This is a genomic window from Exiguobacterium sp. J17977, from assembly GCF_018616375.1.
Taxonomy (GTDB): Bacteria; Bacillota; Bacilli; order Exiguobacteriales; family Exiguobacteriaceae; genus Exiguobacterium; species Exiguobacterium mexicanum.
In genome coordinates this window covers 486,917-509,950 of the sequence record NZ_JAEQBB010000001.1, presented here as the reverse complement: position 1 = coordinate 509,950, position 23,034 = coordinate 486,917, and the positions used below count along the sequence as shown (strand labels likewise).

Sequence of the window (23,034 nt, the reverse complement as noted above, 5' to 3'; positions counted from 1 at the left end):
CCGCCAACTCCTCCTCATATTTAAATTAGATTAGACTTTCAAGAATCGACCGAGCGATGTCGTCGAACCCCAGATCCCGATGAAGGCACCGAGCGCTAAGAGGACGAGTGACACTTGCGTCGTCAAAATCGATGGATCAATCAATTTAAATATATCACTATTCAGTTGATCTAGCGATGGTTGTAAAGCACTATATGCGACGTCATAACCGAAGTAGATGACGGCAATCGGGATGAGCGCACCGAATACACCGAGGAGAAGCCCTTCGATGAAGAACGGCCAGCGAATGAAGCTGTTTTTCGCTCCGACGAGACGCATAATCTCGATTTCGCGACGGCGTGAGAAGATCGTCATCTTGATCGTGTTCGAGATGAGGAACATCGCCATGAGCGTGAGACCGACGATCAATACGAGTCCGCCGATGCGAATCCCGTTGAAGAAGGCGAACATCTTGTCGATATAGTCCTGTCCATATGTGACCTTATCGACGTTAGCGAGCGATTGCACCGCATCCGCGACCGTTTCTGTCTCGAGCGGGTCTGACGCCTTGACGATATAGCGGTCATGGAGCGGATTGTCTTTCTCGACCGTTCCGTAGGCGTTGGCATCTTCCCCAAGTTGGTTGCGGAAGTTCTCGAGTTCATCCTCTTTCGAGCTGAACGTGACCGACTCGACGCCTGGAATCTGCTCTAAGTTCTCGCCGAGCTTCTCGACGTTCGCTTCCTCTGCGGTCCGGGTGACGAATACTTGAATCTCAACGTCGTTCTCGACGTTCTCTGAAATCTCATTGACGTTGAACATGACGAGGGCGAATACCCCGACGAGTAACAAGGTGATGGTAACGGCACTGATGGCCGCGAACGTCATCCAACCGTTGCGTAGTGTTCCCTTGAACCCTTCGCGTAGATGACGGAATCCACTTTTAAATATCATAGCCATATGCTCCTTTCTCTTCATCGCGTACGACTTTCCCGTTCTCGATCGCGATGACGCGATGGCGGATTTTGTCTACGATATCACGGTTGTGGGTCGCCATGACGATGGTCGCCCCGCGACGGTGAATCTCTTCAAACACTTCCATGATGCCCCAAGCCGTATCCGGGTCTAAGTTACCCGTCGGCTCATCGGCGATGATGAGTTTTGGCTTGTTGACGATGGCACGAGCGATCGACACACGCTGTTGCTCCCCACCCGAAAGTTCATCCGGATAGTTGCGCGCCTTATGCTTCAGTCCGACGAGGTTCAATACGTCCATGACTTGCTTGCGCATCGTGTTCGTATCGGCCTGGACGACTTCGAGCGCGAAGGCGACGTTCTCATAGACCGTGAGCGACGGCAACAACTTATAGTCTTGGAAGATGACGCCGAGTTGGCGGCGTAATTTTGGGACGTGGCGGTTTTTCAACTTGCCGACGTCAATCCCGTCAATCAAGAGCAGACCGCTCGACGGCTTCTCCTCCCGATAAATCATTTTCATAAACGTCGATTTCCCGGCGCCGGATGGTCCGACGACGTATAAGAACTCGCCGTCTTGAATCTCTAACTCGAGGTCATCGACGGCGACGACGCCGTTTGGATATACTTTGCTGACTTTTTGCATCGAGATCATAACGTATTCCCTACCCTTTTTATATATTTTTCATGCATCTATCACGTTTCATGCATTTATGACGAAGAATCGATTAGTTAGTTAAGTGAATATTTTCGTCTAGCCTCTGTTCTACACGATAAGCAGTCGTCCTGTCAAGGGACCCTGTTCGTGCCCACCCGTCCAAAAAAGGCGACAGGCGATATAGTTCAAGCGCCTACAATTATAGCAATCGGACTTTTAAATAACCATTACAGGAATGTTTCAGTTGGATTGAGTTCGGTGTGAAATTGTCGCGTTGAAGACAGGTTTCACGACTCGGACACAGATGATGAAACGCACATTCAACAGGCACCCGCGTCTGCTTATATCTTCCTTCATTCATCGTAGTTTCATTTGAGAAAATAAAAAAACCACGAGTCGCCTCGTGGTTTCCCATGATTATTTTTTCTCGGCGAGCCAAGCCGCGACGGCTGTGATCTCTTCTTCGTCCTCAATCACGTTCGCAGGCATGGCGCCTTTGCCGTTCTTGATGACTTCTTCGATTTCACTGGCCGATAGACGTGAACCGACGTCCGATAGTTTCGGACCGCTCATGCCTTCTAGGTTCGCACCGTGGCATGCCGCACAGTTTTGTGCGTAGACCGCTTCCGCGTCGACCGACGCCGTATTGGCACCGTCCCCGTTGCTTGTCGACTCTTCTTCATCGCCACCGCCGCACGCACCGAGCGTGAGCATGGCGCCAAGCCCAATCGCCATCATCCATTTCTTCATAATCAGGTTCCCCTCCTAAGTCGTAGAAATAACCTACTTTTACCATTATAGCCGTTATGAACCGCTTTCTAACCTAACTCACGAAAAATACACAAAGATTCCACATGTTAGGGAACGTTAATATAGCGCTTGTCGGACGTGAACCCTTGTCCCATCACCTCGTGCGCCTCGCTGAAGATGAGGAACGCGTCGGGATCGATGCGGCGAATGATCTCCTTCAGTCGGCTCACTTCGTTCTGGCGGACGACGACGAGAAGCATCGGGCGCTCGAGACGCGAATACGCTCCGATCGCTTGAATCTCTGTCGCGCCGCGGTCGAGCTCGTCAAAGACGGCACGCGTGATGACGTCCCGCTTCTCCGAGATGACGTACGCCATCTTGTCCTGCGTGAAGCCGAGCTGGACGAAGTCGATCATCTTAATCGTGATAAACAAGGCGATGAGTGCATACAGCCCCGTCGTGAACGAGAACGTGACGGCAGCGACGAGGACGACCGCCCCGTCGAGGATGGCGATACAGAGGTAGAGCGGGATATGGGTGAACTTATGTAAAATTTGCGCGAGCAAATCCATCCCCCCGGTCGAGGCCCGTCCCCGGAAGATGAGGCCGAGCCCGATGCCGACACCGGCCCCGCCGAACACGGCCGCGAGCAACGTGTCATTGACGGCCGCACCCGCGTCGATCGCTTCATAAAATAAGATCACGCCCGGCAAGAAAATCGACCCGACGAGCGACTTCACACCGAAGCCGAGCCCGAGAATCATCCAGCCGACGAGGAGGAGCAACACGTTCGACACGAGCTGGAACGCCCCCGGCGAGATGTTGAACAGCTCGTACGTGATGATCGAGATGCCGCTGACGCCACCCGAGGCGAGGTTGTTCGGCAACAGGAATAAGCTGAACGCCGAGGCGACGAAGACGGACCCGGTCAGTAAATAGATATAGTCTTTGACGATTTGCTTCATTAAAGGTTTTCTCCTCTACATACAACGTGGCCCAAAGACAGGAGTCCTTGAGCCACTTGCATCACATATTTGTCTTGCGGAGGTAAGCGTCGATGAAGCCCATGATGTCCCCATCCATGACGCCGCCCGTGTTCCCGACCTCATAGCTCGTGCGGTGGTCTTTGACCATCGCGTACGGGTGGAAGACGTACGAGCGGATTTGACTGCCCCAGCCGATGTCTGTCTTCTCGCCGCGGATCTCATCGAGCTTGCGTTGCTGCTCGTCGAGTTCGCGTTGATACAGCTTCGCTTTAAGCATCTTCATCGCCGACTCACGGTTCTTGATTTGCGAACGTTCCGTCTGACACGAGACGACGACACCCGTCGGCACGTGTGTGATTCGGACGGCCGAATCGGTCGTGTTGATGTGCTGACCGCCGGCGCCTGACGCGCGGTACGTGTCGACGCGAAGGTCCTCGGTCTTGATGTCGACTTCGATATCGTCATCGAATTCCGGCATGACGTCGCACGAGACGAACGACGTATGGCGGCGGCCTGACGAGTCGAACGGCGAGATACGGACCAAACGGTGAATCCCTTTCTCTGCTTTCAAATAGCCGTAAGCGTTATGCCCGACGATGCGGAGCGTGACCGATTTGACGCCGGCCTCTTCGCCCGGTAGATAATCGACCGTCTCGACTTTCCAGCCTTGCTTGTCAGCGAAGCGCTGATACATGCGGAGGAGCATCGATGCCCAGTCCTGTGACTCGGTACCGCCCGCCCCCGGATGAAGCTCGAGGATGGCGTTGTTGGCGTCGTACGGTCCGTTCAAGAGGATCTCGAGCTCGAACGCGTCGAAATCGGCTTTGAGCGCCGTGACCATCTCGCCTAACTCGCCTTGCATCTCGGCGTCCGGCTCTTCTTTGATGAGTTCGAGCGTGACTTCGCCGTCTTCATGCCCATCGGCGAGCTCTTGGTATTTGTCGACCATCGCTTTGAGCGCATTCGACTCGTCGATGACTTTCTGCGCCTTTTCTTGGCTGTCCCAGAAGTCTGGGTACGTCATCTCGTTCTCGAGCTCGGCGATGCGGGCCTGCTTCTCTGTCAGGTTGAGCGATTGGCGATAATTCTCGAGGCGTTTCGCCATCGCCTCGAGTTCGTTGCGAATATCTGAAATTTCCATAGTGTAGGTCACCTTTCCGTAGGAAAGAGGCGAGCGGGCCCGCCTCTTTCAAAATTAAGCCTGTTGTTTGCCGTGGCAGTTTTTGAACTTCTTGCCTGAACCACACCAGCACGGGTCGTTGCGCCCGAGCCGTTGGTCTTCCGTACGACGGACCGGCTTCTTCTTGAGCGGCGTGTCGTCCTTGCCAGACACCGCCACTTCCTCCTCGACGACTTTCTCGCGTCGGAGGTTGTCGCCGACTTCGGCACGAAGCACGAAGCCGGTCACTTCTTCGGAGATGGCCGCGTTCATCGCGTCGAACATGTTGACACCTTCCGCCTGGTACTCGCGGAGCGGGTCGTTCTGTCCGTAGGCACGCAAGTGAATCCCTTGACGGAGTTGGTCCATGTGGTCGATGTGTGCCATCCAGTGTGAATCGACGGCACGGAGCACGATAATCTTCTCGAACTCGTTGAAGCGTTCCGGCGGCGCGAGTTGGCGTTTCGCCTCATACTGCGCGTTCGTGCGTTCAGCGAGGAGCTCGATGATCTCCTCGCGCTCTTTGCCGTAGAAGTCCTTGCCTTCGACCGGCTGCTCGAGCGCGAGCGTCTGGTTGGCCCAGTGCGCAAGCTCGTCGATGTTCCACTCTTCCGGCACGAGCTCGAGCGGCGTATATTGCGCTACACCCGTCTCGACCGTCTCTTGAATCATCGAACGGACGATGTCCGTGACCGACTCGTTCTCGAGGATGCTGGCCCGGTCTTTGTACATGACTTTCCGTTGGTCGGCCATGACGTTATCGTAACCGAGGAGCTGTTTCCGAGCGTCGTAGTTGTTCCCTTCGACACGTTTCTGGGCCGACTCGACCGCTTTCGAGACCATGCGGCTCTCGATCGGTTGCGTGTCGTCCATGCCGAGGCGCTCCATCATGTTCTGGAGACTGTCCGTCCCGAAGCGGCGCATGAGCTCATCTTCGAGCGACAAGTAGAACTGGGATTTACCCGGGTCCCCTTGACGTCCGGCCCGTCCACGGAGCTGGTTGTCGATCCGGCGCGACTCGTGGCGCTCGGTCCCGACGATGTATAATCCACCGAGCTCGATGACGCCTTCGCCGAGCTTGATGTCGGTTCCGCGTCCGGCCATGTTCGTCGCGATCGTGACCGCGCCTTTTTGACCGGCGTTCTCGACGATTTCAGCCTCACGGGCGTGGTTCTTCGCGTTCAAGACTTCGTGTTTGATTTTCTTCTTCGAGAGAAGCTTGCTCAAATGCTCCGACGTCTCGACGGCGACCGTCCCGACGAGGACCGGTTGTCCCGTCGCGTGGGCTGCCATGATTTCTTCGACGACGGCTTTGAACTTGCCGTCCATCGATTTGAAGATGAGATCCGAACGGTCTTCCCGAAGGATTGGTTTGTTCGTCGGAATCGTTACGACCTGCATGTTGTAGATGTTACGGAACTCTTCTTCCTCCGTCTTCGCCGTCCCGGTCATCCCGGCCAGCTTCTCATACATCCGGAAGTAGTTCTGGTACGTGATCGTCGCGAGCGTCATCGATTCGCGCTGAATCTCGACGCCTTCTTTCGCCTCGATCGCCTGGTGCAACCCTTCCGAGTAGCGGCGTCCGTCCATGACCCGACCGGTGAACTGGTCGATAATCATGACTTGGCCGTCACGGACCATATAGTCGACGTCATGATGCATGACGGCGTTGGCACGAAGGGCGAGCCCGACGTGGTGGTTGACCGAGACGTGCTCGATCGCGAACAAGTTGTCAATGCCGAAGAACTTCTCGGCGAGGTCGACCCCTTTGTCCGTGAGGAGGACCGACTTCGTCTTCACGTCGACCGTGTAGTCGTCCTCGATTTTGAGCGTGCGGACGAAAGCATCGGCCCGCGTGTAAAGCTCAGTCGATTTTTGAGCCGAACCCGAGATGATGAGCGGGGTCCGCGCTTCATCGACGAGAATCGAGTCAACTTCATCGACGATCGTGAAGTAGAGCTCGCGTTGGACACGGTCTTCTTTGTAAAGGACCATGTTGTCACGCAAGTAGTCGAAACCGAGCTCGTTGTTCGTCGAGTAGGTGATGTCACAGTTGTACGCCGCCTGCTTCTCAACACGGTCCATGTTCGACACGTTGAGGCCGACCGAGAGGCCGAGTGCGAAGTAGAGCGGTTCCATGAGTTCTTTGTCACGGCGGGCCAAATATTCGTTGACCGTCACGACGTGGACGCCGCGGCCCGTGAGCGCGTTCAAATATACCGGGAGGGTCGCGACGAGCGTCTTCCCTTCCCCGGTCTTCATCTCAGCGATGTCACCGTTATGGAGCACGTAGCCCCCGATGAGCTGGACGCGATAGTGGCGCATACCGAGCACACGCTCAGACGCCTCGCGACAGACCGCGAACGCTTCCGGCAAGATATCGTCAAGCGTCTCGCCCTTGTCCAAACGCTCCCGGAACTCGACCGACTTCGCCTGAAGTGCTTCGTCAGACAAGGCCTTAATCGGTTCGGCGAACGACTCGACGAGGTCGGCCGCTTTTTCTGCTTTTTTCAATACTCGTTTCTGTGGAGCAAATAAATCTTTCAAAAAGTTCGCCATACGCTTTATCTCCTCTGCATTCACTGAAAAATGCATGTTTTTTCCCTAATGTACAGTTTAACCGAAGTGACCCTCGCTTTCAAGGAAAGGCCAAACGAAACGGCCCTCCGAGTTGGAGGGCCGTGTGGTTTCAAGGTTGAATTATTCTGGTTCGATCAAGCCGTATTTCCCGTCTTTACGACGATAGACGACGTTCGTGTTGCCCGTTTCTGCGTCTGAGAAGACGAAGAAGCTGTGGCCGAGCATGTCCATCTGAAGAATCGCTTCTTCCGTATCCATCGGTTTGAGCGTGAAACGCTTCGTCCGCACGAGTTCGAGTTCTGCCTCGTCCTCGTCGTATACGACCACGTCCTCAGGACCTTCGAGTGATTTGAAGTACTCGCCGATACCGCCTTCTTTGGCACGCGATTTACGGTTGAGTTTCGTTTTGTGCTTCCGGATTTGACGTTCCAATTTATCGACGACGAGGTCGATCGCCGCGTACATGTCGAGGTTTGTCTCTTCAGCACGGAGCAACAAGTTCGGCATCGGGATCGTCACTTCCACTTTTTGTTTCTCATTGTACACTTTCAAGTTGACGTAAGCCGTCTGTGCATCCGTAGGAGTTGTGAAATACCGAGTCAATTTGTCCAACTTTTTCTCGACATAGTCTTGAATAGCTGGTGTGACTTCAATGTTTTCGCCGCGAATGTTATAAATCATCTGAACTCCTCCTTAAAATAACCGCTTGACCCAATGATTCGTCGATGTGGACCGAATCTCCTGCTTCATTTCTGAAAAGAAAGTGGAACCAGGTGGCTCATTTATAGTATACCCCGAATTCAAATCGTTTGAAAACGTTATCATCAGAAAATAATGACAATTTTGTTCCGATTAGGTCGTCTTCAACTTGATTCGGCGGTATAAAAACAAACTACCCGTTCTCCCCGTTCTTAAACGCGATTTTGATGCGAAAGACGTTATGTAAAAAAAATAAAAGCCGGTTCCACGAGGGAACCGGCTTACGGCTTGAAATTATAATTTTGTAACGTTAGCCGCTTGTGGGCCACGCTCGCCATCAACGATTTCAAATTCTACCTCTTGACCTTCGTCAAGTGATTTGTAGCCGTCAGTTTGGATTGCAGAGAAGTGTACGAATACGTCTTTGCCGCCTTCTACTTCGATGAATCCAAAACCTTTTTCTGAGTTAAACCATTTTACTTTACCTACCATGTGTAAATCCATTCCTTTCACCATTGAAGAATACAGAGGCTTTCCCTCTATCGGTAATCTTACCACCTTCTTGGAAGCGTGACAAACACTTTCTCATATTTTTGTAAATGAATCGTCTTTTGGCTTACATTGGAATTCTATTCCCCTACTTTTCATATAGAGTTATTGAATTTACATATTTTGTGATATATCATGAAAGGGATGATTTAGGTTTGTACGCCATCTGGGCGAGCCGAGCCTGAAAATCTAATACGAAAAGGACGGTGCAGCCATATGCGCCCCTACCATTCCGAGGAAAAGTACCGTATTACAAAGCGGACGGTGGCCATCCTACCTTGTTATGAGATGTCCGCGCAATCGCGCGTCATTCTCGAGGATGGCAGTGAAATCACGACCCCGCTCCGGCCCTACCAGCTCCTGCAGCTCTCATGCCGCCAGTACAGCAGTTCGATCGAGGAGCGCATCTTCGTCGCCAAGCGCGTCGCCGGCATCAAAGGCAAAGTGCCCGTCGTCATCGAACCGACGTCCGGGCTCGTCTTCTTCCCGACGATGTCCCCGAAGCGCCCTGAATGTGAATGGTACGCCTGGTCGCACATCCGTGACATCACGAGTGACCCAATCGAGTCGAAAGGCTTGGTCGTCACCCAGAACGGTCACCGGATCACCACGAACGCGACCTCATACGTCCTCCGCAATCAATTGAAAGCGACGGGCGAACTCGTCGCCCGGTTCCAACAATTAAACCAGAGCACAACGCTCCACTCTTGACCCTTCCGTCGAATCGACGGGAGGTTTTTTTCTGTCGGTTTCGCTTCACTTTTTGAAAAAGAGGTCGATATATTGGTCGAGGTGACAACTATGCAAATCCAAGCCCCCATGACCGCGGCCGTCGCGGTCACAGCCGGCATCCAGACGAACCGCATCTATAAAGCCGAGCTCGTCAAACAGACCGGACCCGACTCCGGGATCGTCAAAATCAACGGCGAGCACGTCGAGGTCACGTTCGAGGGCGGGCTCCCGAAGACGAACCCGTTCCAACTGACGCTCGCCGAACAAGATGGCCAGCTCATCGCGACAATCGTCGTCAAGCCCGAACCGGAGACGCCGGATATACCGAGCGGCCAACCGGTAAAACTCGATACGAAAATCCATGTCTTGCTCGCATCGCTCCCGCCCGAGGTCCGGAGCGCCGTCAGCCGTCTGCTCCAATCGGGACGGTTGCCGATGAACGAGGACACGGTGCGACTGCTCGAGACCGTCTTCAAAGGCGACATGCGCGATGCCGTCCTCTGGCTGAAGACAGTCGAGGTGCCGACGCTCCCGCGTGACGTCGCGCGCAATCTCGCCGTCGCGTCATTAGATGAAGCGAGACAACAACTCAAACCACCGGCGCCCGACGCGCCGTACCCGCAGAAAGAACGGTTCATCGAGCACGTCAACCTGTCGCGCCCTGTCAGCGAGCGTATGACGCCGACACCGGAGACGGTCGACCGGCTCATCAACGAGTTGCCGGAGCCGCGCCCTGTGCGCATTGAGCCGCGTGAAGCGTTACCGCCCGTCCTCGGACGACCGGTGCTCGTCAAAGAAGTGACGACGCATCTCGCGACCGTGACGAACACGTTCCGAAGCGAACAAGTGACGGTGACGAAACAGCTCGGCCAAGTCGCCGCCCTCGTCGAGACGAACCCACATCAGGCACGTCCCGCGCTCGAGACGGTATCGACCCGACTGACGCAACTCCTCCAAAAGACGGACGCCTTGTTACATACGAGTGCGACCCAAGAGAAGGCGCTCGTCGCGATGACGGCGAAGCTCGACGTCGCCCTCGGCCTGCTGTCGACGAAACCTGTCGAGAGCGCGGTGCTCATCAAAGAAGTGCGCGCCAGCTTGAACGAGTTCCGTTACGTGCCGAACCACGTCCGGCTCGAATATATCCCGCATCAGGCGACCCGCGCCGGCGAACTGCCACGCGTCACGCCGTTCAAGGTCGACCCGAACCTATCAGGCCGCGTCATCCAAGAGACGGCGCAACGCGTCCAGGCCTCGACGTTGTCATTGAAAGCCGACGCGGCGACGCCCGAGGCGCAACGGCTCGCCTCGTTCTTCCAAGTCCAACAGACGTTGAACCGGCTTGACGGCGGGCAGCTCCATCAGCTCATCCTCGCCTTGCCGGCGAAAGTCCAAGAAATCGACACCGGCATCCACGTCCATATCCAAAACCGGGAGGCCGGGGACATCGTCGACTGGGAGAACAGCGTGCTCTATATCCGCCTTGAGACACCGCGACTCGGCGAGATTGGCGTCAAGCTCGAAGCGATTGACCGGAATCTCCGGCTCACGCTCGAACACGATGACCCGACCGTCGAGTCACTCGCGCGCCCCCTGCTCGGCAAGATCGAGACGACGCTCGAGGCGATCGGCTACAAAAGCGTGACGACCCAGTTCCGCCCATTGACGAAGACGGACCGACCGGAGACCGAGCGCCCGACGCTCGAGACAACCGGCTATGATTTCCGCATCTAGGAGGCTGCTATGTATCAACGTATGGATTTGACGAAACGCAAGACGGCCGCCGTCGTCCGCTATGATGAGACGGTCGACCGGGCCCCGGTCGTCGTCGCCCGCGGAACGGGCGCCGTCGCCGATAAAATCTTAGATGAGGCGAGAGCGCGCGGCGTCGCCATCGAGCACGATCACTCGCTCCTTGGCCACCTGCTCGACCTTGACCTCGGGGATGCGATTCCGCCCCAACTGTATGACGTCATGGCCGAAGTGCTATTACTGATTGAAGAACTCGACACCATCAAAGGAGACCCATCATGAATTCGAATCGACTATACGAAATGAGCCCGGAAGAGCTGACCCAAGCGATGCTCCACGCGCTCGTCTATCATTATGCAAACGCCAGGACGGCGACCATCGCCGAACGAAATCGCCATTTGCGTCAAGCACGCGAACTGCTCGCGAAACTCCATCAAGGACTTCACGACGGCGGCGGTATCATCTCGGCCCAACTCGACGAGCTGTACTTGTATATGGCGAAATCGAGCCTCGAGGCATTGATTGAACAGGACATGGACAAAATCGAGGAGCTGCACGGCCTCGCGACCGAGCTCGACCAGACATGGGCCGAGGCGATTGAGAACGCCCGACTTCAACCCGTACCGTCAGGAGGAAACCGTTATGAAAATTACCAATAACGTTCAGGCGCTCAAAGCGTATTCGTCGCTCACGGTCAACCAGGCGACGATGAAGAAGACGATGGACCGCCTCTCGAGCGGTGTCCGCATAAACAAGGCGTCCGACGACGCGGCCGGGCTCGCCATCTCTGAGAAGATGCGCATCCGGCTCGACTCGCTATCGATGGCCGAACGCAACACGCTCGACGGTATCTCGCTCACGCAGACACTCGAAGGCGGGATGAGCGAGACGCACGCCCTCCTCCAGCGGATGCGCGAGCTGTCGGTCCAAGCGTCGAACGGGACTCTGAGCGGTGATGACGCCAAGGCGATTCAAGATGAGATTGCGGCGCTCACGGACGAAGTGACGCGGATCGCCGAGACGACCGAGTTCAACTCGAAGAAAATCATGAACGGTGACTATATCGCCGGCAATGAGACGCTCTTCTTCCAACTCGGGGCCGGCAGCGGCGAAGGCGTTGTCTTGAACGTCGATGACATGCGCGCCGCCGCGCTCGGAATCGACGGACTGGATGTGACGACGCAAGATGGCGCCAATGACGCCATCGCCAAGTTCGACGCCGCTATCATGTCGGTTTCACTTGAACGATCTAAGCTTGGCGCCATTCAAAATAGACTTGAAGCGAACATGAATGTCGTCACAGTTGGTTCCGAGAACTTGACGGCTTCCGAGTCACGCATCCGCGACGCCGACATGGCGCGCGAGATGATGGACTTCGCCCGTCTCAACATCTTGAACCAGTCCGGCATGGCAATGATCGCCCAGTCGAACGCATTGCCGCAAGGCGTGTTACAATTGTTGAACTAACTTAAGGAAGGTCGGATTTTATGGACATTCGTCGCATCATGGAGACGCAGTCGCTTCACGGCGCCGGCAAGGCGAAACGCCCCGAGGCCGAGCCTGGCGTCTCGTTCCAGAACGTCATCGGTCAAAAACGGGAGGACCGCGAGCACGAGCGCTTCCAACGCCAAATCGCGGCCATCCACGAGAAAGGCGAACTTCTCGCCGAGAGCCAGACGGTCGAGTCGCTCGCCGAATATAAGCAACTCATCAAAGACTTTATGAAGGACGCCGTCGACGCGGCGCTCCGCCTCGAGGACAAGCGCGGCTTCAACCGCCGCGGCCGCGCCAAGATTTATAAGATTGTCGAACAGGTCGACCAGAAGCTGCTCGCCTTGACCGATCAAGTCATCTCGGGCGAGGCGTCACGTCTGTCGCTCCTCGACCAAGTCGGTGAGATTCGCGGCCTGCTCGTCAACGTATACGTGTGAGGTGAGATGATGGCAGAACATATCTTTTCAAAAAAAGTGAAATGTCCGTATTGTTTGAAACAGAGCGAGACGCCACGCGTCCTGTCGCGCCACATCCGACCGCAGGACGTCGCGAAGGACGGCTATACGACGTACGATGGCGCCAACCCATACTTTTATGAGCCGACCGTCTGTAGTCACTGTCAACTCGTGTTTCACGACTCTTTTGACAAAGTGCGGAAAAATAATCGTGAGGCGCTCGAGTCGGGCTACTTCGACCGCGTCAACGCCGAGGCGCTCACGGGCGACCGTTCGGCCGAACACGTCATCCGGCTGTATAAGTTCGCCGTGATGACGGCCCAATTGAGCGGCCAGAAACCGTCCGTCGTCGCCATGCTCGGCATGCGGCTCGTCTGGATGTATCGCCTGACGGGCGACGAGGCGTCCGAGAAGGAATGGATGAAGCGGACGCTCGACAAGTACAACGAGGTGCAAGAGGCGTACACGGACCAAGTCCGGACCGGCCTCCCGTACGACCAGCTCATGCTGCGAATCGCTGACTTGTCGGCCGCGCTCGGTCTGTATGAGGACGCGCGGCGTTGGTACGGCATCTTGCTCGGCAGCAAGGAAGTGTCGGAGCGAATTCGTACCCAGGCCCGGTCACACTGGGAAGACTTTAGAATCGAACACGTCTAAAAGGGAGAGCCGCGGCCCTCCCTTTTCGCATACAAAAAAACCGCGCTCATCCACTCACGGACAAACGCGGTCGGTTCTCTTTGCGAGTGAACCCCCAAACCGAAAAGAGATAGACGCGACATGACTCACGTCAAAACCTAAACAGGGCACCCAAGAACCGATCGCGCGGTGGCGTCTTGCACGGTTCATACTCAATTATAATTTGATTTTCACTATTTTACTATTATTTTTTATCACGTTTAGATTGAGGTATGCTTAGTAGGAATCCAAAGGAGGTCATTCCATGTTTGAAGCTCGCTATCTTGAAACGGTACGCTCGATTTTCCAGGAACAGAAACAGCTCGCCGAGGACGCGTTGAAGCAAGTGAACGACGAGGACATGCATCGTGTGCTAGCGAAAGATACACTCTCGCTCACGGTCATCGTGCAGCACATCTCGAACAACATGAAGTCGCGCTGGACCGACTTTTTGACGACGGACGGCGAGAAGCCGGACCGGAACCGCGACGCCGAGTTCGAGGATCAACAACAGTCCCACGCCGAACTGATGGCGACGTGGGACGAACGTTGGCAACTGTTGGACGACGTCTTGGCAAGCCTCACGCCAGAAGACCTCGGCAAGACCGTCTTCATTCGCGGTGAAGAGAAGACCGTCATCTGGGCGATTGAGAAGCAAGTGTCGCACTACAGCTATCACGTCGGACAGATTGTCTTTCTCGCGAAAGTATTCGCGGGCGAGAACTGGAACGTGTTGACGATTCCGTTGCCGCATCAACGGAACGACTGAGGTCTCATAAGAATACTTACCCGCCCGTTCCAGGCAGACGTCGTCACGCTTGGAGCGGGTTTTCTATCGAGGTAACAACAAGACGGCTTTCCTGATCAAGTAGATGGAGACGAGGACGATTGTTCCTTGGCGAGTGTCAGGAGCCGTCGTTCAAGTGACCCGTCGAACGGAAAAGTACCCAAATCGATTCGCCGTTTCACGTCTTCGATTGTGTTCCAAACATGTGTCACCACATCGTCCGGATAGCCGAACCGGACCCGATTCACTGCGAATTCCGCTTCGTCGACAAGCTGCCACTCGCCTCCTCTGTCAGCCACGAGGTCGAGGTCTAAATCGATGAATTCGATGACGTCCCCGTCTAATCGAGGAACGATACCGATGTTGCAATAATGACGGATTGACCCGTCCGGCTCTAAATCGAGCTGGACAGTGAATCCGTCGTGGCGCATGAAACACTCGAGCGAGTGCGATTCATATGTATAACAGGCTTGCCGGGTGTGGTGCTGTAGCGTCCGGCCCGGTCCGGCATATAGCAGGATACGTTCGTCATTCTCCTCGATGAGTCGGCTCGTCCACTCGTAATGGAGGATTCCATGATATTTCCTCACTTGAACGGTGCGTGTCTCGTTCAATGCAAACTCTCCTTTGGCAATTTCGATTAATCTCATCATGTCTGAAGCTGAAGTGAGATACAACTAATTTATGGATTTGACACACATAAATGGCCGCCGCAGTTCCCTGGAGCGGCCATCCTTTATTTCTCGACGTTGATTGTATATTCGTAGCGGGATTCCCCAATCGACTCATAGTTCGCGTCCGACGGTCCATCGATGACGATTTTCACGTCCGCCAACTCTTCCGGCATCGCCTTGACAAAGAAGAGGACGTTCCCTTCCTTCTTCACTTTCCCGAGGAACTCACCGCCGACATCATCTGAGAACCACAAGTCGGCTGATACTTGTTCTCCCGTGTTCGTGACGAGCGTCGCCTGGTTAGGGTGGAAACTGATGGTGTCGTCAATCGTATTCTCGACGATGACATTCATCGCGACGACCGTCACTTCTTCTTGCCCGTCAAACGAGTCGCGATACGCTTCGTTGACAGTGAGTCGGGACGTCTGCACTTTATCGATGGCGAAGTTGACGGAGCCAATCGTTTCTTTAATGTCGAGCGCTTTGTTATTCATATAAATTTGGTTTGACCCAAGTTCGCTCTCCTGCACTTCTGCTTCTTCTGTTGATTCTGCCGCCGGTTCTTCTGTCTTCTCTGCCTCTACAACTTCCTCCGTATCGGTCGCCGTCGTCTTCAGTTCATCGGCTTCCCCGCAGCCTACAAGTAGCGTCAATGGTAAGGCCAGCAACAATCCGTATCGTTTCATGTTCATCTTCATTCTCTCCTTTTTCGTGTGAGTGGTGGTTGATAAGATGAGCATACTGGATTGTCTAGCCTGACCGGTGTAAGAAAACGTATAGGGTCTTCACCCTGAATAAATAAAAGTCAAGGTCCGCGATTGGACCTTGACTTCAACTGATTTATCCTCGTGATTTGAGCTCTTCTTCCTCATACGGATCGGGACCGTCTTCGAGCGGCGCATCGTCTTCGACATACGCCTCAATTTTCGGGTCGCGTTCCACATACTCATCGTACGCCCCTTCTGGACCGTAGACGAAGTAACGACGGTCTTTCGCTGACTCAGGTTTCACTTTTTTCTCACTCATCTCGTTTCCCTCCCCTTTCCAGAAAAGAAGCAACGGTTATAGTGTTATTTACCCGGTTTTCAACCGGTTTAAATGGTATTGAGTCGATTGTAAATGAAATCAGACGTCTTTGCATCCCCATCAAATGGAATGAAACTTTCTCGGAGTTGGGTCGTAAATGATGATAACGAATAGATGAGGGGACGATATGGATGAGTTTATTGAAAACAGGATTCGTTCGTGGCGTGAAGTGGTTCGCGCTATTCGGATTGCTGGTGACGTATCAGTGGTGGAATGAAAATGTGGAAGGTGTACATAACATGCTCGTCTATGGTGGGATGGCATTCTTCCTCGGACTGACGAGCGTCATCTATGAAGTGAGACGGTGGTCATTCCGGAAACAGATTCTGATTCATTGGGCCACGATGCATGTGACGATTCTGCCGCTTATCATATTCAGTAGTTTTCTCCCGGTGACGTCGCTGCAAGACGCTTTACTCACGTATTTAAAATTCAATGTGAGCGGATTGATATTGTTTACCTTGTCTAGAATTCTGTTGAAAGTACGACGACAAATTAAAGCTTCATGAACAAAAACAGCTCGAAGGCGCGCCTTCGAGCTGTTTCATGTCTGTTGATCAAACAATCCCGAGAAGTTCGAGTCGACATCCTCGTACGGGTCGACGTACGACTTAACCGTCTTCCGTTCTTGACGCGCCGTCCCGAGCGTCATCCCGAGCCGTTGATGCTCCGCCTCAATCAAACGCGCGATTTGTTGACTGTCATCGACGAGCTGACGAATCACCGTCTGGTCGGCGTCCTTTAAGTCCGGTCCGTGCGCCGCGAGCAACTGCTCGCGGTCGTCGAGCAACTCATGGATTTGATCCATCCACGTGTCATACGTCGGCTCTTCCGGTACTTTCGCCAATAGGTCTTTTAATCGTTGTGTTTTAAAGATGATCTCATCGATGGGTCTCATGCTTGCTTCGCGAGTTTCATCGCTTCCTTCCACGCGTCGCGGAGTTCCGTTGTGAAATCGAGTACTTCGTCGAGGATGGTCGTATCGTTCTTGACGTTCGCATCGACGAGACGGCGCCACATGTATTCGTACAGCGAGTCCAAGTTCGCTGAGATGGCAACGTCCTTATTCAACGTCAAGCGCATCTCTTGAAAGATGGCTTGCGTCTTTTGGATGTTCGTGTTCTTCAAATCTGGGTTCCCTTGCTCGATGGCGAGTTTGGCGAGGCGCATGAACTTGAGCGCCCCATCATACAACATGAGCGTCAATTCCTGTGGGTTCGCGGTCGTGACCGCATTGTTTTGATATGCTGCATATGGATTGGCTACCATTTTAGTTCCTCCTTACATTCCTCCGCCTAAAAACTGTTGCAGTGAGGCGGCTTGCGAGTTCGCCTGGTTCATCGCCGTTTCCATCGCTGCGAAGCGACGGTAATAGGCGTTTTCTTTATCTACTAATAAATCGTTCAGACGTTGAATTCGATTATCTATTGCTGTCATTTCACGACCTAATGAATAGGCAGGAGCACCAGCTCCATCTGCACCAGCAATTCGAGTAATCGATGCTCGCGAAGAAATGGCAGTATCACGTATTTGCGGAAGTAAACCGTTCTCGGCATTTGTGAAAAGTTGATACACTTGTTCCGGATCTTTTTCAATCGCCGCCTTTAGCTTCTCTTCATTCAATTCAATTTTTCCACCGTTTGTGAAATCCGCACCTGTCGCAAGACCAATTTGGAACAATTGTTGCATCGTATCATCATTTGTTGACGAAGAGCTGCTCGACCACTTACTACGCATCGTATCCATCGCACTGCGAACAATCGTATCGCCACGCAGCATACCGCTCATTGCCTTCTCTTCCCACTTCTTAATTTCATCTTCAGACAACTCATCTCGTTGCGCTTGCGTGAGTGGTGTAAATGAACGGAAACGTTCTTCGCGGACTTTCTTATTCATGAGATCAATTGTCTCGTTATATTTATCGACGAATCCCTTAATGTTATCAAAGATTTTTTGAGTGTCAGTTGCCGCAGACAGAGTAACTGGCGTAGGATTGTCAGCAATTTTGAACTCAGATTTCAGAGTAATCGTCATGTTATCAATCGTCACCGTGTTAGTACTACGCGTCAGCTCAATCCCGTTCACATTAAAAATTGCATTTTCCCCTTTGATTGCGTCTGCAACACTCGCGTTGAAGAATGTTTCAGCTTTTCCAGTGAATGCAATAGTAGACTGACTACCAGTATTCCGATGAGTCAATGCCAATTCACCAGATGCTTCATTGAAAAAGGCTGAGTAATTCGTATCTTTCGAACTTAATTGAGTAATAACATCACTAAACTTTGCATCTGCTCCAATCGTCAATTGAGCTGGAGTACCACCTTCTTCATTAATATATTCAATTTTAAAACCAGATTCATATTTTAACTCTGCGCCTTCAGGAATTGCTGTATTAAAAGTTACTTTTTTTGTAGTGGAATCATACGTATATTCTGTTGGCAACAACTCTACATTATTTACAAAAAGCTTTCCATCATCATTCAGCTTTGCATCTAACGTAACTTCAGTCGGGGAACCCGTGAACGCTTGTATTTTCGTATTGATGTCTAGGTCTAAATCTTTTACAGCAGTCTCGCGGGTTACAAGGTTATTATTTTTATCTCTTAATTGGATAATATGACTTGCAGATGTAGCTAAATTTTCTACACTACGAATTTCTAGTGCTGCGTTACCGCTTGACGGAGCAGATGTCACCTCAATACGAGACGAATCAGAAGAGGAAGCCGTTTTAGCTTGAAAATTACGGCTAAACATAAGGTCAACCGCGCTATTACGTAATGTCATGAGCGAGCGATTGATTTCACGATAGGCATCCCGTTTCCATTCTGTCGTCTGTTTCTTTTGTTCAAGTTTGTCGACTGGTAATCGTTCAACTTGCATCAATTGTTTAATAATTGTATCGGTATCGATTCCACTGGCTAGTCCGCCAAATCTAATTGGTGTTGTCATTATGTACCTCCTTTAGACACGCTCATCAAAAAGCTGATTGAACTCCATGAACGCCGCGAAAAAATCGAGCGACTTCTTGCTTGGGATTTCGCGAATGACTTCATTGTTTGTATCCACGATTTGAATATAATAGTCATTTAATTTCTCATGTTTCATAAATTTTAAGCCGGTACGTTGTTGGTCCAGTACTTGATTTGCCTTCTCGACAGCCGCCTCTAGCTTTGTCACGTGTTGAGGCGTCGGAAGAATGACGATACCTTCGTCAGCGAGCGTTTTTTGATTCGCTTCTACGAACACGTTTTTTGTTTGCTCATACGGCAATACAGAAGAAGGTAGGTGAAGCCGGACTTCAGAAATAATTGGATTCATTAGCATTCACACCTCGTTATGATTTCTTCATTATCTATATCGGCATTTAAATGATAATTTTCAACGTTAATACGTTCACTAATTTGTCTAAGGTAATGTGACTACACATGCATGTAGGTACAATGTATGGGTATATAGTATACGAACGTACATTCTTATCAGGAGGGATATTTGGTGAGATGGGGAGAGTTAACGACTTATGAGAAAAGTTTATTGTTGGGAACACTGCTTGGAGACGGTCACATCAGTATGCATATGAAGAAATATCCGAATGCGAATTTGCGGTATGGTGAACACTTTTCACTAAAGCAGCTTGAATACCGTGAATGGAAACTGAAGCAGGCGCCCCGGATTTTTTCGAACATCGTTAAGAATAATAACGGAACAAGTGCATCGCTTACGTCAAGATACGATGAGTTGTTCACGTGGCTACGGAATCAACTCTACATCGCAGGAAAAAAAAGCATCCCGCTTCACCTACTATCTGAGTGTACGGACTCGGTGTTTTTGCTTGCCCTTTACCTTGATGACGGTAGTCTCTGCTTGACAAGATCTAATCGTTCAAATAAAAATCAAATCATCTTGACACCTCATATCGCACTCTATTTACAAGCCTTCCATCCTTCAGAACTAAACTATTTAAGTCAATTCATTCAAGAGACGTTCGGTCATCAATTCGTGTTAAGCCGACGAAATGACGGGCACAACTATATTCTTAGAATACAGAAAACGCAAGAAGCTCTCAATTTTCTGGAGTTCACCAAATCATATGCCATCGAAATCCCGTCGATGGCTTGGAAACTAGACTGGGAGTATCGATTGTCGTTAGAAAGAGATGCATATCCAGATAAGACTGTCATTACATCGAAACCTAAAAATGACTATACAGAGGAAGAGATTGAGTTTATCGTCACTTCTAAATTGAAAGGTCGAACAGATAAAGAAATTGCCGAGGCATTAAATCGAACCTATTGGTCTGTTGTCTACAAATGGCAGGATATCAAAAACAATCGATTACGCGAAGAACACACTATGTATATAAGTTAAAAACTCCCCCGGCTCTTGTGGAGTCGGAGGAGTTAGAGAGCTAATTAAACAGCTGATTAACGGAGCAATTGAAGAACAGCTTGCGGCTGCTGATTCGATTGCGACATCATAGCTTGTGCAGCTTGGTTAAGGATGTTGTTCTTCGTGAAGTTCATCATCTCTTTTGCCATGTCTACATCACGGATACGTGATTCCGCAGCTTGGAGGTTTTCAGCACCAACGTTCAAGTTGTTGATACGGTGCTCTAAACGATTTTGTTTAGCTCCGAGATTTGAACGCTCTGTTGAGACCGCGTTGATTGCTGCGTCTACAGCATCAAGTGCTGTCGTAGCATTTGTACGATCTTGTAAATCGTTAGAGTTGATTGAAAGTCCCGATGCACTCATGTTACCGATTGCTAAGTTCATTGTTTCACCAGAGTTAGCACCTGTTTGGAATGTGCCACCAGCACCAGCAGTCGTTACTACATCTGTTCCATTAAGGCTTGCAGCAACAAATCCACTGTTTGTTTGAATCGTAATTCCCCATTCACTGATGTTAAGTGATTGAGCACCATCAGCCATAGTCCCACCAGCGATAGTGATAGAATCTCCAGCGCCGTTAGTTACAGTTAAATCCGTACCATCATCTGCAAATGTATACGTATCAGCAGGACCACTTGCTTCGATAGATGCAACACCAGCAACTGCTAAAGCAGTAGTGTTAGCTGGATCAGTATCTACTTTATTACCAAATGAACCATCCAATAGATTCATTTTGTTGAATTTTGTTTGCGAAGAAATATCGTCGATTTCTGACTTGAGCTGTTGGAACTCTTGGTCCAATGCATCACGGTCAACTGAATCTTGGTTTGTATCACTTGAACCTTGTACTGCTAATTCACGCATACGTTGAAGAATAGAGTGCGTTTCGTTCAATGCACCTTCAGCTGTTTGAATCAAAGAAATGGCATCTTGTGAGTTACGTGATGCTTGATCAAGACCACGGATCTGGCCGCGCATTTTTTCAGAGATTGCAAGACCAGCAGCATCGTCACCAGCACGGTTGATGCGAAGACCAGAAGATAATTTCTCCATCGCTTTACCAGTTTGTGTTGTGTTGAATGACATGTTGCGGTGTGCGTTCATTGAGTTAAGGTTGTGGTTAATAATCATTGTAATTTCCCTCCATAGGTTTGAGTTTTTCCGCTCTTCCAAATCCATTTGTCCGAGCATACAAGGCTTAGGCCGGCCCCTCACCTTGTATTAGTTGGTAACGTTTTTGCGTTTCCATACTCTATATCGGAGTCATTGCGAATCTGTTTAGTGTTTTTATCAACTTTCTACTCATTTTCCGTAGTTTCTTACTTTTGAATAGAAAAACGACCCATCACTGGGCCGCTCCTCCTTACACTTCCACCTTCACTTGCTCCGTCTCGTTCTGTAAACTCTCCGCGACACGAACGAGCTCCGTCATCGCGCCGTTCACTTCACCGAGACTCGCCGCTTGTTGGCTCGCCGCTGACGTGACTTCCGTCGCGTAGCGTGACGCCTCTTCGACCATGCCGACGATGCCGGCCGAGTTTGTGACGACCGAGTCGATCTGGCCACGCGACTCATCTAAGAGCGCATCGACCGAATGGACGTGGCTGTACACTTCGTTCGCCGAGTTGTGGATTGACGCGAACGCACCGCCTGCCTTCTCGACGAGACCGACGCCCGTTTCCACTTCCGCTTTCACGTTCGCCATCGATGACGACGTGTCGCCGACGAGACGTTTGACGTCGACAATCAAATCCGTGATCTCTTGCGTCGAGTTCGCCGTCTGTTCGGCGAGCTTTTTGACCTCGGCCGCGACGACCGCGAAGCCGCGTCCATGTTCGCCAGCCCGAGCCGCTTCAATCGATGCGTTCAAGGCGAGCAAATTCGTCTGCGCCGAGATGTCGCTAATCACGTCCGTAATGCGCGAGATTTCACCTGTCATCTCTGTCAACTTGCTGTTGAGCGTCGATGATTGCTCGACCTTACCAGCAATCGCATGCATCGCATCGACCGACGACGAGGCGAGGCCTTTGCCGCTCTCTGCCTCTTGTTGCATCTCACTTGCCGCATTCAAAGCCGAGCCCATCTCGTTACGGATATTCTCCATCGTCCGAGCGACGGCACCGAGCAGATCCATCGAGCTGTACGTCGCACTGACGTTGTCCTCGAGCATCTTGTTCAAGGCGTCCATCGCTTGGCGGATATTCTCGCCGGCGATATTCCCTTCTTGGACCGCTGCCGCAATCTCTTGCGCCGAACCGGTGAGCTGGTCCGCTGTGTAGCGCATGTTCGTCCCTTGTTCACGAAGGTGTCCGACCATGTTGTCCATCGAGAGGAGCAGACGGCCCATCTCTGAACGGTCTGTCGTCGTCTCGTCCGCGAACACGACCGTCAAGTCGCCGTTGCCGACTTCGACCGCCTTGTCCGACGCCAATTCGATTGCCTTGAGCGGGCGACGGGCGATCAAGTAGATGACGGCACCGCCGATTCCTGAAATGAGCAAGGCCACGGCCGTCCCGACGAGCATGACCTGCCCTTTCTCCATCTCAAGCTCGGTGAGCAGCAAAAGCGTGATCCAGCCGACCGCTCCGCCCGTGATAAAGGATGTGACCAAAATCCAAGCGAGCAGTTGGGTCGTAAAGTTTTTGAATAGCTTCAC

The 23,034-nt window shown here is 52.0% G+C and carries 27 protein-coding genes; 10 read left to right on the top strand and 17 right to left on the bottom strand.

Annotated features, from left to right (window positions below):
- Positions 1 to 30 precede the first annotated feature (30 nt).
- The 8 genes from ftsX to cspD all read right to left on the bottom strand — a co-directional run bounded on the left by ftsX (position 31) and on the right by cspD (position 8,278).
- Positions 31 to 933, bottom strand: a complete 903-nt coding sequence (ftsX, locus tag KNO58_RS02555) for a permease-like cell division protein FtsX (protein WP_214751733.1) — start codon at positions 931 to 933, stop codon at positions 31 to 33.
- Positions 923 to 1,609, bottom strand: coding sequence for a cell division ATP-binding protein FtsE (gene ftsE / locus KNO58_RS02550; protein ID WP_214751732.1), 687 nt, complete (start codon positions 1,607 to 1,609; stop codon positions 923 to 925). Before ftsE ends, ftsX begins: the two co-directional genes overlap by 11 nt.
- A 420-nt stretch (positions 1,610 to 2,029) precedes the next feature.
- On the bottom strand, positions 2,030 to 2,362 hold the full coding sequence (cccB, locus tag KNO58_RS02545) for a cytochrome c551 (RefSeq protein WP_021065416.1): 333 nt from the start codon (positions 2,360 to 2,362) through the stop codon (positions 2,030 to 2,032).
- A 107-nt stretch (positions 2,363 to 2,469) separates the two neighbouring features.
- Positions 2,470 to 3,327: a YitT family protein gene (locus KNO58_RS02540; protein ID WP_214711552.1), complete on the bottom strand. Its 858-nt coding sequence runs from the start codon at positions 3,325 to 3,327 to the stop codon at positions 2,470 to 2,472.
- 61 nt (positions 3,328 to 3,388) lie between these two features.
- On the bottom strand, positions 3,389 to 4,489 hold the full coding sequence (gene prfB, locus KNO58_RS02535; RefSeq protein WP_214751731.1) for a peptide chain release factor 2: 1,101 nt from the start codon (positions 4,487 to 4,489) through the stop codon (positions 3,389 to 3,391).
- A gap of 54 nt (positions 4,490 to 4,543) precedes the next feature.
- Positions 4,544 to 7,066 carry a preprotein translocase subunit SecA gene (secA, locus tag KNO58_RS02530; RefSeq protein WP_214751730.1) on the bottom strand — a complete coding sequence of 841 codons (2,523 nt, stop codon included), beginning with the start codon at positions 7,064 to 7,066 and terminating at the stop codon, positions 4,544 to 4,546.
- Positions 7,067 to 7,207: 141 nt separating this feature from the next.
- The gene (gene hpf, locus KNO58_RS02525; RefSeq protein ID WP_214751729.1) at positions 7,208 to 7,768 is read right to left on the bottom strand and encodes a ribosome hibernation-promoting factor, HPF/YfiA family; all 561 of its coding nucleotides are present in this window, start codon (positions 7,766 to 7,768) and stop codon (positions 7,208 to 7,210) included.
- Positions 7,769 to 8,080: 312 nt separating this feature from the next.
- Positions 8,081 to 8,278 (bottom strand): cold-shock protein CspD, encoded by a 198-nt coding sequence (gene cspD, locus KNO58_RS02520; protein ID WP_021065411.1) that lies wholly within the window; start codon positions 8,276 to 8,278, stop codon positions 8,081 to 8,083.
- Between the two features lie 273 nt (positions 8,279 to 8,551).
- Here cspD and KNO58_RS02515 point away from each other — a divergent pair, with 273 nt between their 5' ends.
- The 8 genes from KNO58_RS02515 to KNO58_RS02480 all read left to right on the top strand — a co-directional run bounded on the left by KNO58_RS02515 (position 8,552) and on the right by KNO58_RS02480 (position 14,212).
- Entirely contained in the window at positions 8,552 to 9,046 is a 495-nt protein-coding gene (locus tag KNO58_RS02515; protein WP_214751728.1) for a competence protein ComK, read from the top strand.
- 90 nt (positions 9,047 to 9,136) lie between these two features.
- The gene (locus KNO58_RS02510) at positions 9,137 to 10,801 is read left to right on the top strand and encodes a hypothetical protein (protein WP_251026023.1); all 1,665 of its coding nucleotides are present in this window, start codon (positions 9,137 to 9,139) and stop codon (positions 10,799 to 10,801) included.
- 9 nt (positions 10,802 to 10,810) lie between these two features.
- Positions 10,811 to 11,101: an EscU/YscU/HrcU family type III secretion system export apparatus switch protein gene (locus tag KNO58_RS02505; RefSeq protein ID WP_214751727.1), complete on the top strand. Its 291-nt coding sequence runs from the start codon at positions 10,811 to 10,813 to the stop codon at positions 11,099 to 11,101.
- Positions 11,098 to 11,478, top strand: a complete 381-nt coding sequence (locus KNO58_RS02500) for a flagellar export chaperone FliS (RefSeq protein ID WP_214751726.1) — start codon at positions 11,098 to 11,100, stop codon at positions 11,476 to 11,478. Before KNO58_RS02505 ends, KNO58_RS02500 begins: the two co-directional genes overlap by 4 nt.
- A complete protein-coding gene (locus tag KNO58_RS02495; protein ID WP_214751725.1) occupies positions 11,462 to 12,286 on the top strand; it encodes a flagellin N-terminal helical domain-containing protein in 825 nt (274 codons plus the stop codon). Before KNO58_RS02500 ends, KNO58_RS02495 begins: the two co-directional genes overlap by 17 nt.
- Before the next feature lie 20 nt (positions 12,287 to 12,306).
- A complete protein-coding gene (locus KNO58_RS02490) occupies positions 12,307 to 12,750 on the top strand; it encodes a YaaR family protein (protein ID WP_029595028.1) in 444 nt (147 codons plus the stop codon).
- Positions 12,751 to 12,759: 9 nt separating this feature from the next.
- Positions 12,760 to 13,425, top strand: a complete 666-nt coding sequence (locus KNO58_RS02485) for a DUF2225 domain-containing protein (RefSeq protein WP_214751724.1) — start codon at positions 12,760 to 12,762, stop codon at positions 13,423 to 13,425.
- A gap of 283 nt (positions 13,426 to 13,708) precedes the next feature.
- Complete coding sequence (locus KNO58_RS02480; protein WP_214751723.1) at positions 13,709 to 14,212, top strand: DUF1572 family protein; 504 nt, start codon at positions 13,709 to 13,711, stop codon at positions 14,210 to 14,212.
- A 95-nt stretch (positions 14,213 to 14,307) separates the two neighbouring features.
- Here the strand turns inward: KNO58_RS02480 and KNO58_RS02475 are convergent, their stop codons facing one another.
- The 3 genes from KNO58_RS02475 to KNO58_RS02465 all read right to left on the bottom strand — a co-directional run bounded on the left by KNO58_RS02475 (position 14,308) and on the right by KNO58_RS02465 (position 15,930).
- Positions 14,308 to 14,844 (bottom strand): DUF402 domain-containing protein, encoded by a 537-nt coding sequence (locus KNO58_RS02475; RefSeq protein ID WP_214751722.1) that lies wholly within the window; start codon positions 14,842 to 14,844, stop codon positions 14,308 to 14,310.
- Between the two features lie 122 nt (positions 14,845 to 14,966).
- On the bottom strand, positions 14,967 to 15,596 hold the full coding sequence (locus KNO58_RS02470) for a DUF4352 domain-containing protein (protein ID WP_214751721.1): 630 nt from the start codon (positions 15,594 to 15,596) through the stop codon (positions 14,967 to 14,969).
- Positions 15,597 to 15,744: 148 nt separating this feature from the next.
- Complete coding sequence (locus KNO58_RS02465; protein WP_214751720.1) at positions 15,745 to 15,930, bottom strand: hypothetical protein; 186 nt, start codon at positions 15,928 to 15,930, stop codon at positions 15,745 to 15,747.
- 191 nt (positions 15,931 to 16,121) lie between these two features.
- Here KNO58_RS02465 and KNO58_RS02460 point away from each other — a divergent pair, with 191 nt between their 5' ends.
- On the top strand, positions 16,122 to 16,499 hold the full coding sequence (locus tag KNO58_RS02460) for a DUF3021 family protein (RefSeq protein ID WP_214751719.1): 378 nt from the start codon (positions 16,122 to 16,124) through the stop codon (positions 16,497 to 16,499).
- A gap of 35 nt (positions 16,500 to 16,534) precedes the next feature.
- Here KNO58_RS02460 and KNO58_RS02455 read toward each other — a convergent pair whose 3' ends face one another.
- From KNO58_RS02455 to KNO58_RS02440, 4 genes are read right to left on the bottom strand one after another with little or no spacing between them, the layout of a single operon-like run.
- A complete protein-coding gene (locus KNO58_RS02455; RefSeq protein ID WP_029595022.1) occupies positions 16,535 to 16,888 on the bottom strand; it encodes a flagellar protein FliT in 354 nt (117 codons plus the stop codon).
- The gene (fliS, locus tag KNO58_RS02450; protein ID WP_214751718.1) at positions 16,885 to 17,259 is read right to left on the bottom strand and encodes a flagellar export chaperone FliS; all 375 of its coding nucleotides are present in this window, start codon (positions 17,257 to 17,259) and stop codon (positions 16,885 to 16,887) included. Before fliS ends, KNO58_RS02455 begins: the two co-directional genes overlap by 4 nt.
- Before the next feature lie 12 nt (positions 17,260 to 17,271).
- Complete coding sequence (fliD, locus tag KNO58_RS02445) at positions 17,272 to 18,939, bottom strand: flagellar filament capping protein FliD (protein ID WP_214751717.1); 1,668 nt, start codon at positions 18,937 to 18,939, stop codon at positions 17,272 to 17,274.
- Positions 18,940 to 18,951: 12 nt separating this feature from the next.
- Positions 18,952 to 19,308, bottom strand: a complete 357-nt coding sequence (locus KNO58_RS02440) for a flagellar protein FlaG (RefSeq protein ID WP_214751716.1) — start codon at positions 19,306 to 19,308, stop codon at positions 18,952 to 18,954.
- Between the two features lie 174 nt (positions 19,309 to 19,482).
- On the opposite strand from KNO58_RS02440, the gene KNO58_RS02435 reads away from it, so the two are divergent.
- Complete coding sequence (locus tag KNO58_RS02435) at positions 19,483 to 20,355, top strand: endonuclease (RefSeq protein ID WP_214751715.1); 873 nt, start codon at positions 19,483 to 19,485, stop codon at positions 20,353 to 20,355.
- Between the two features lie 56 nt (positions 20,356 to 20,411).
- Here KNO58_RS02435 and KNO58_RS02430 read toward each other — a convergent pair whose 3' ends face one another.
- Together KNO58_RS02430 and KNO58_RS02425 are read right to left on the bottom strand one after the other, a co-directional pair.
- Positions 20,412 to 21,509: a flagellin N-terminal helical domain-containing protein gene (locus tag KNO58_RS02430; RefSeq protein ID WP_214751714.1), complete on the bottom strand. Its 1,098-nt coding sequence runs from the start codon at positions 21,507 to 21,509 to the stop codon at positions 20,412 to 20,414.
- Between the two features lie 232 nt (positions 21,510 to 21,741).
- Entirely contained in the window at positions 21,742 to 23,034 is a 1,293-nt protein-coding gene (locus KNO58_RS02425) for a methyl-accepting chemotaxis protein (RefSeq protein ID WP_214751713.1), read from the bottom strand.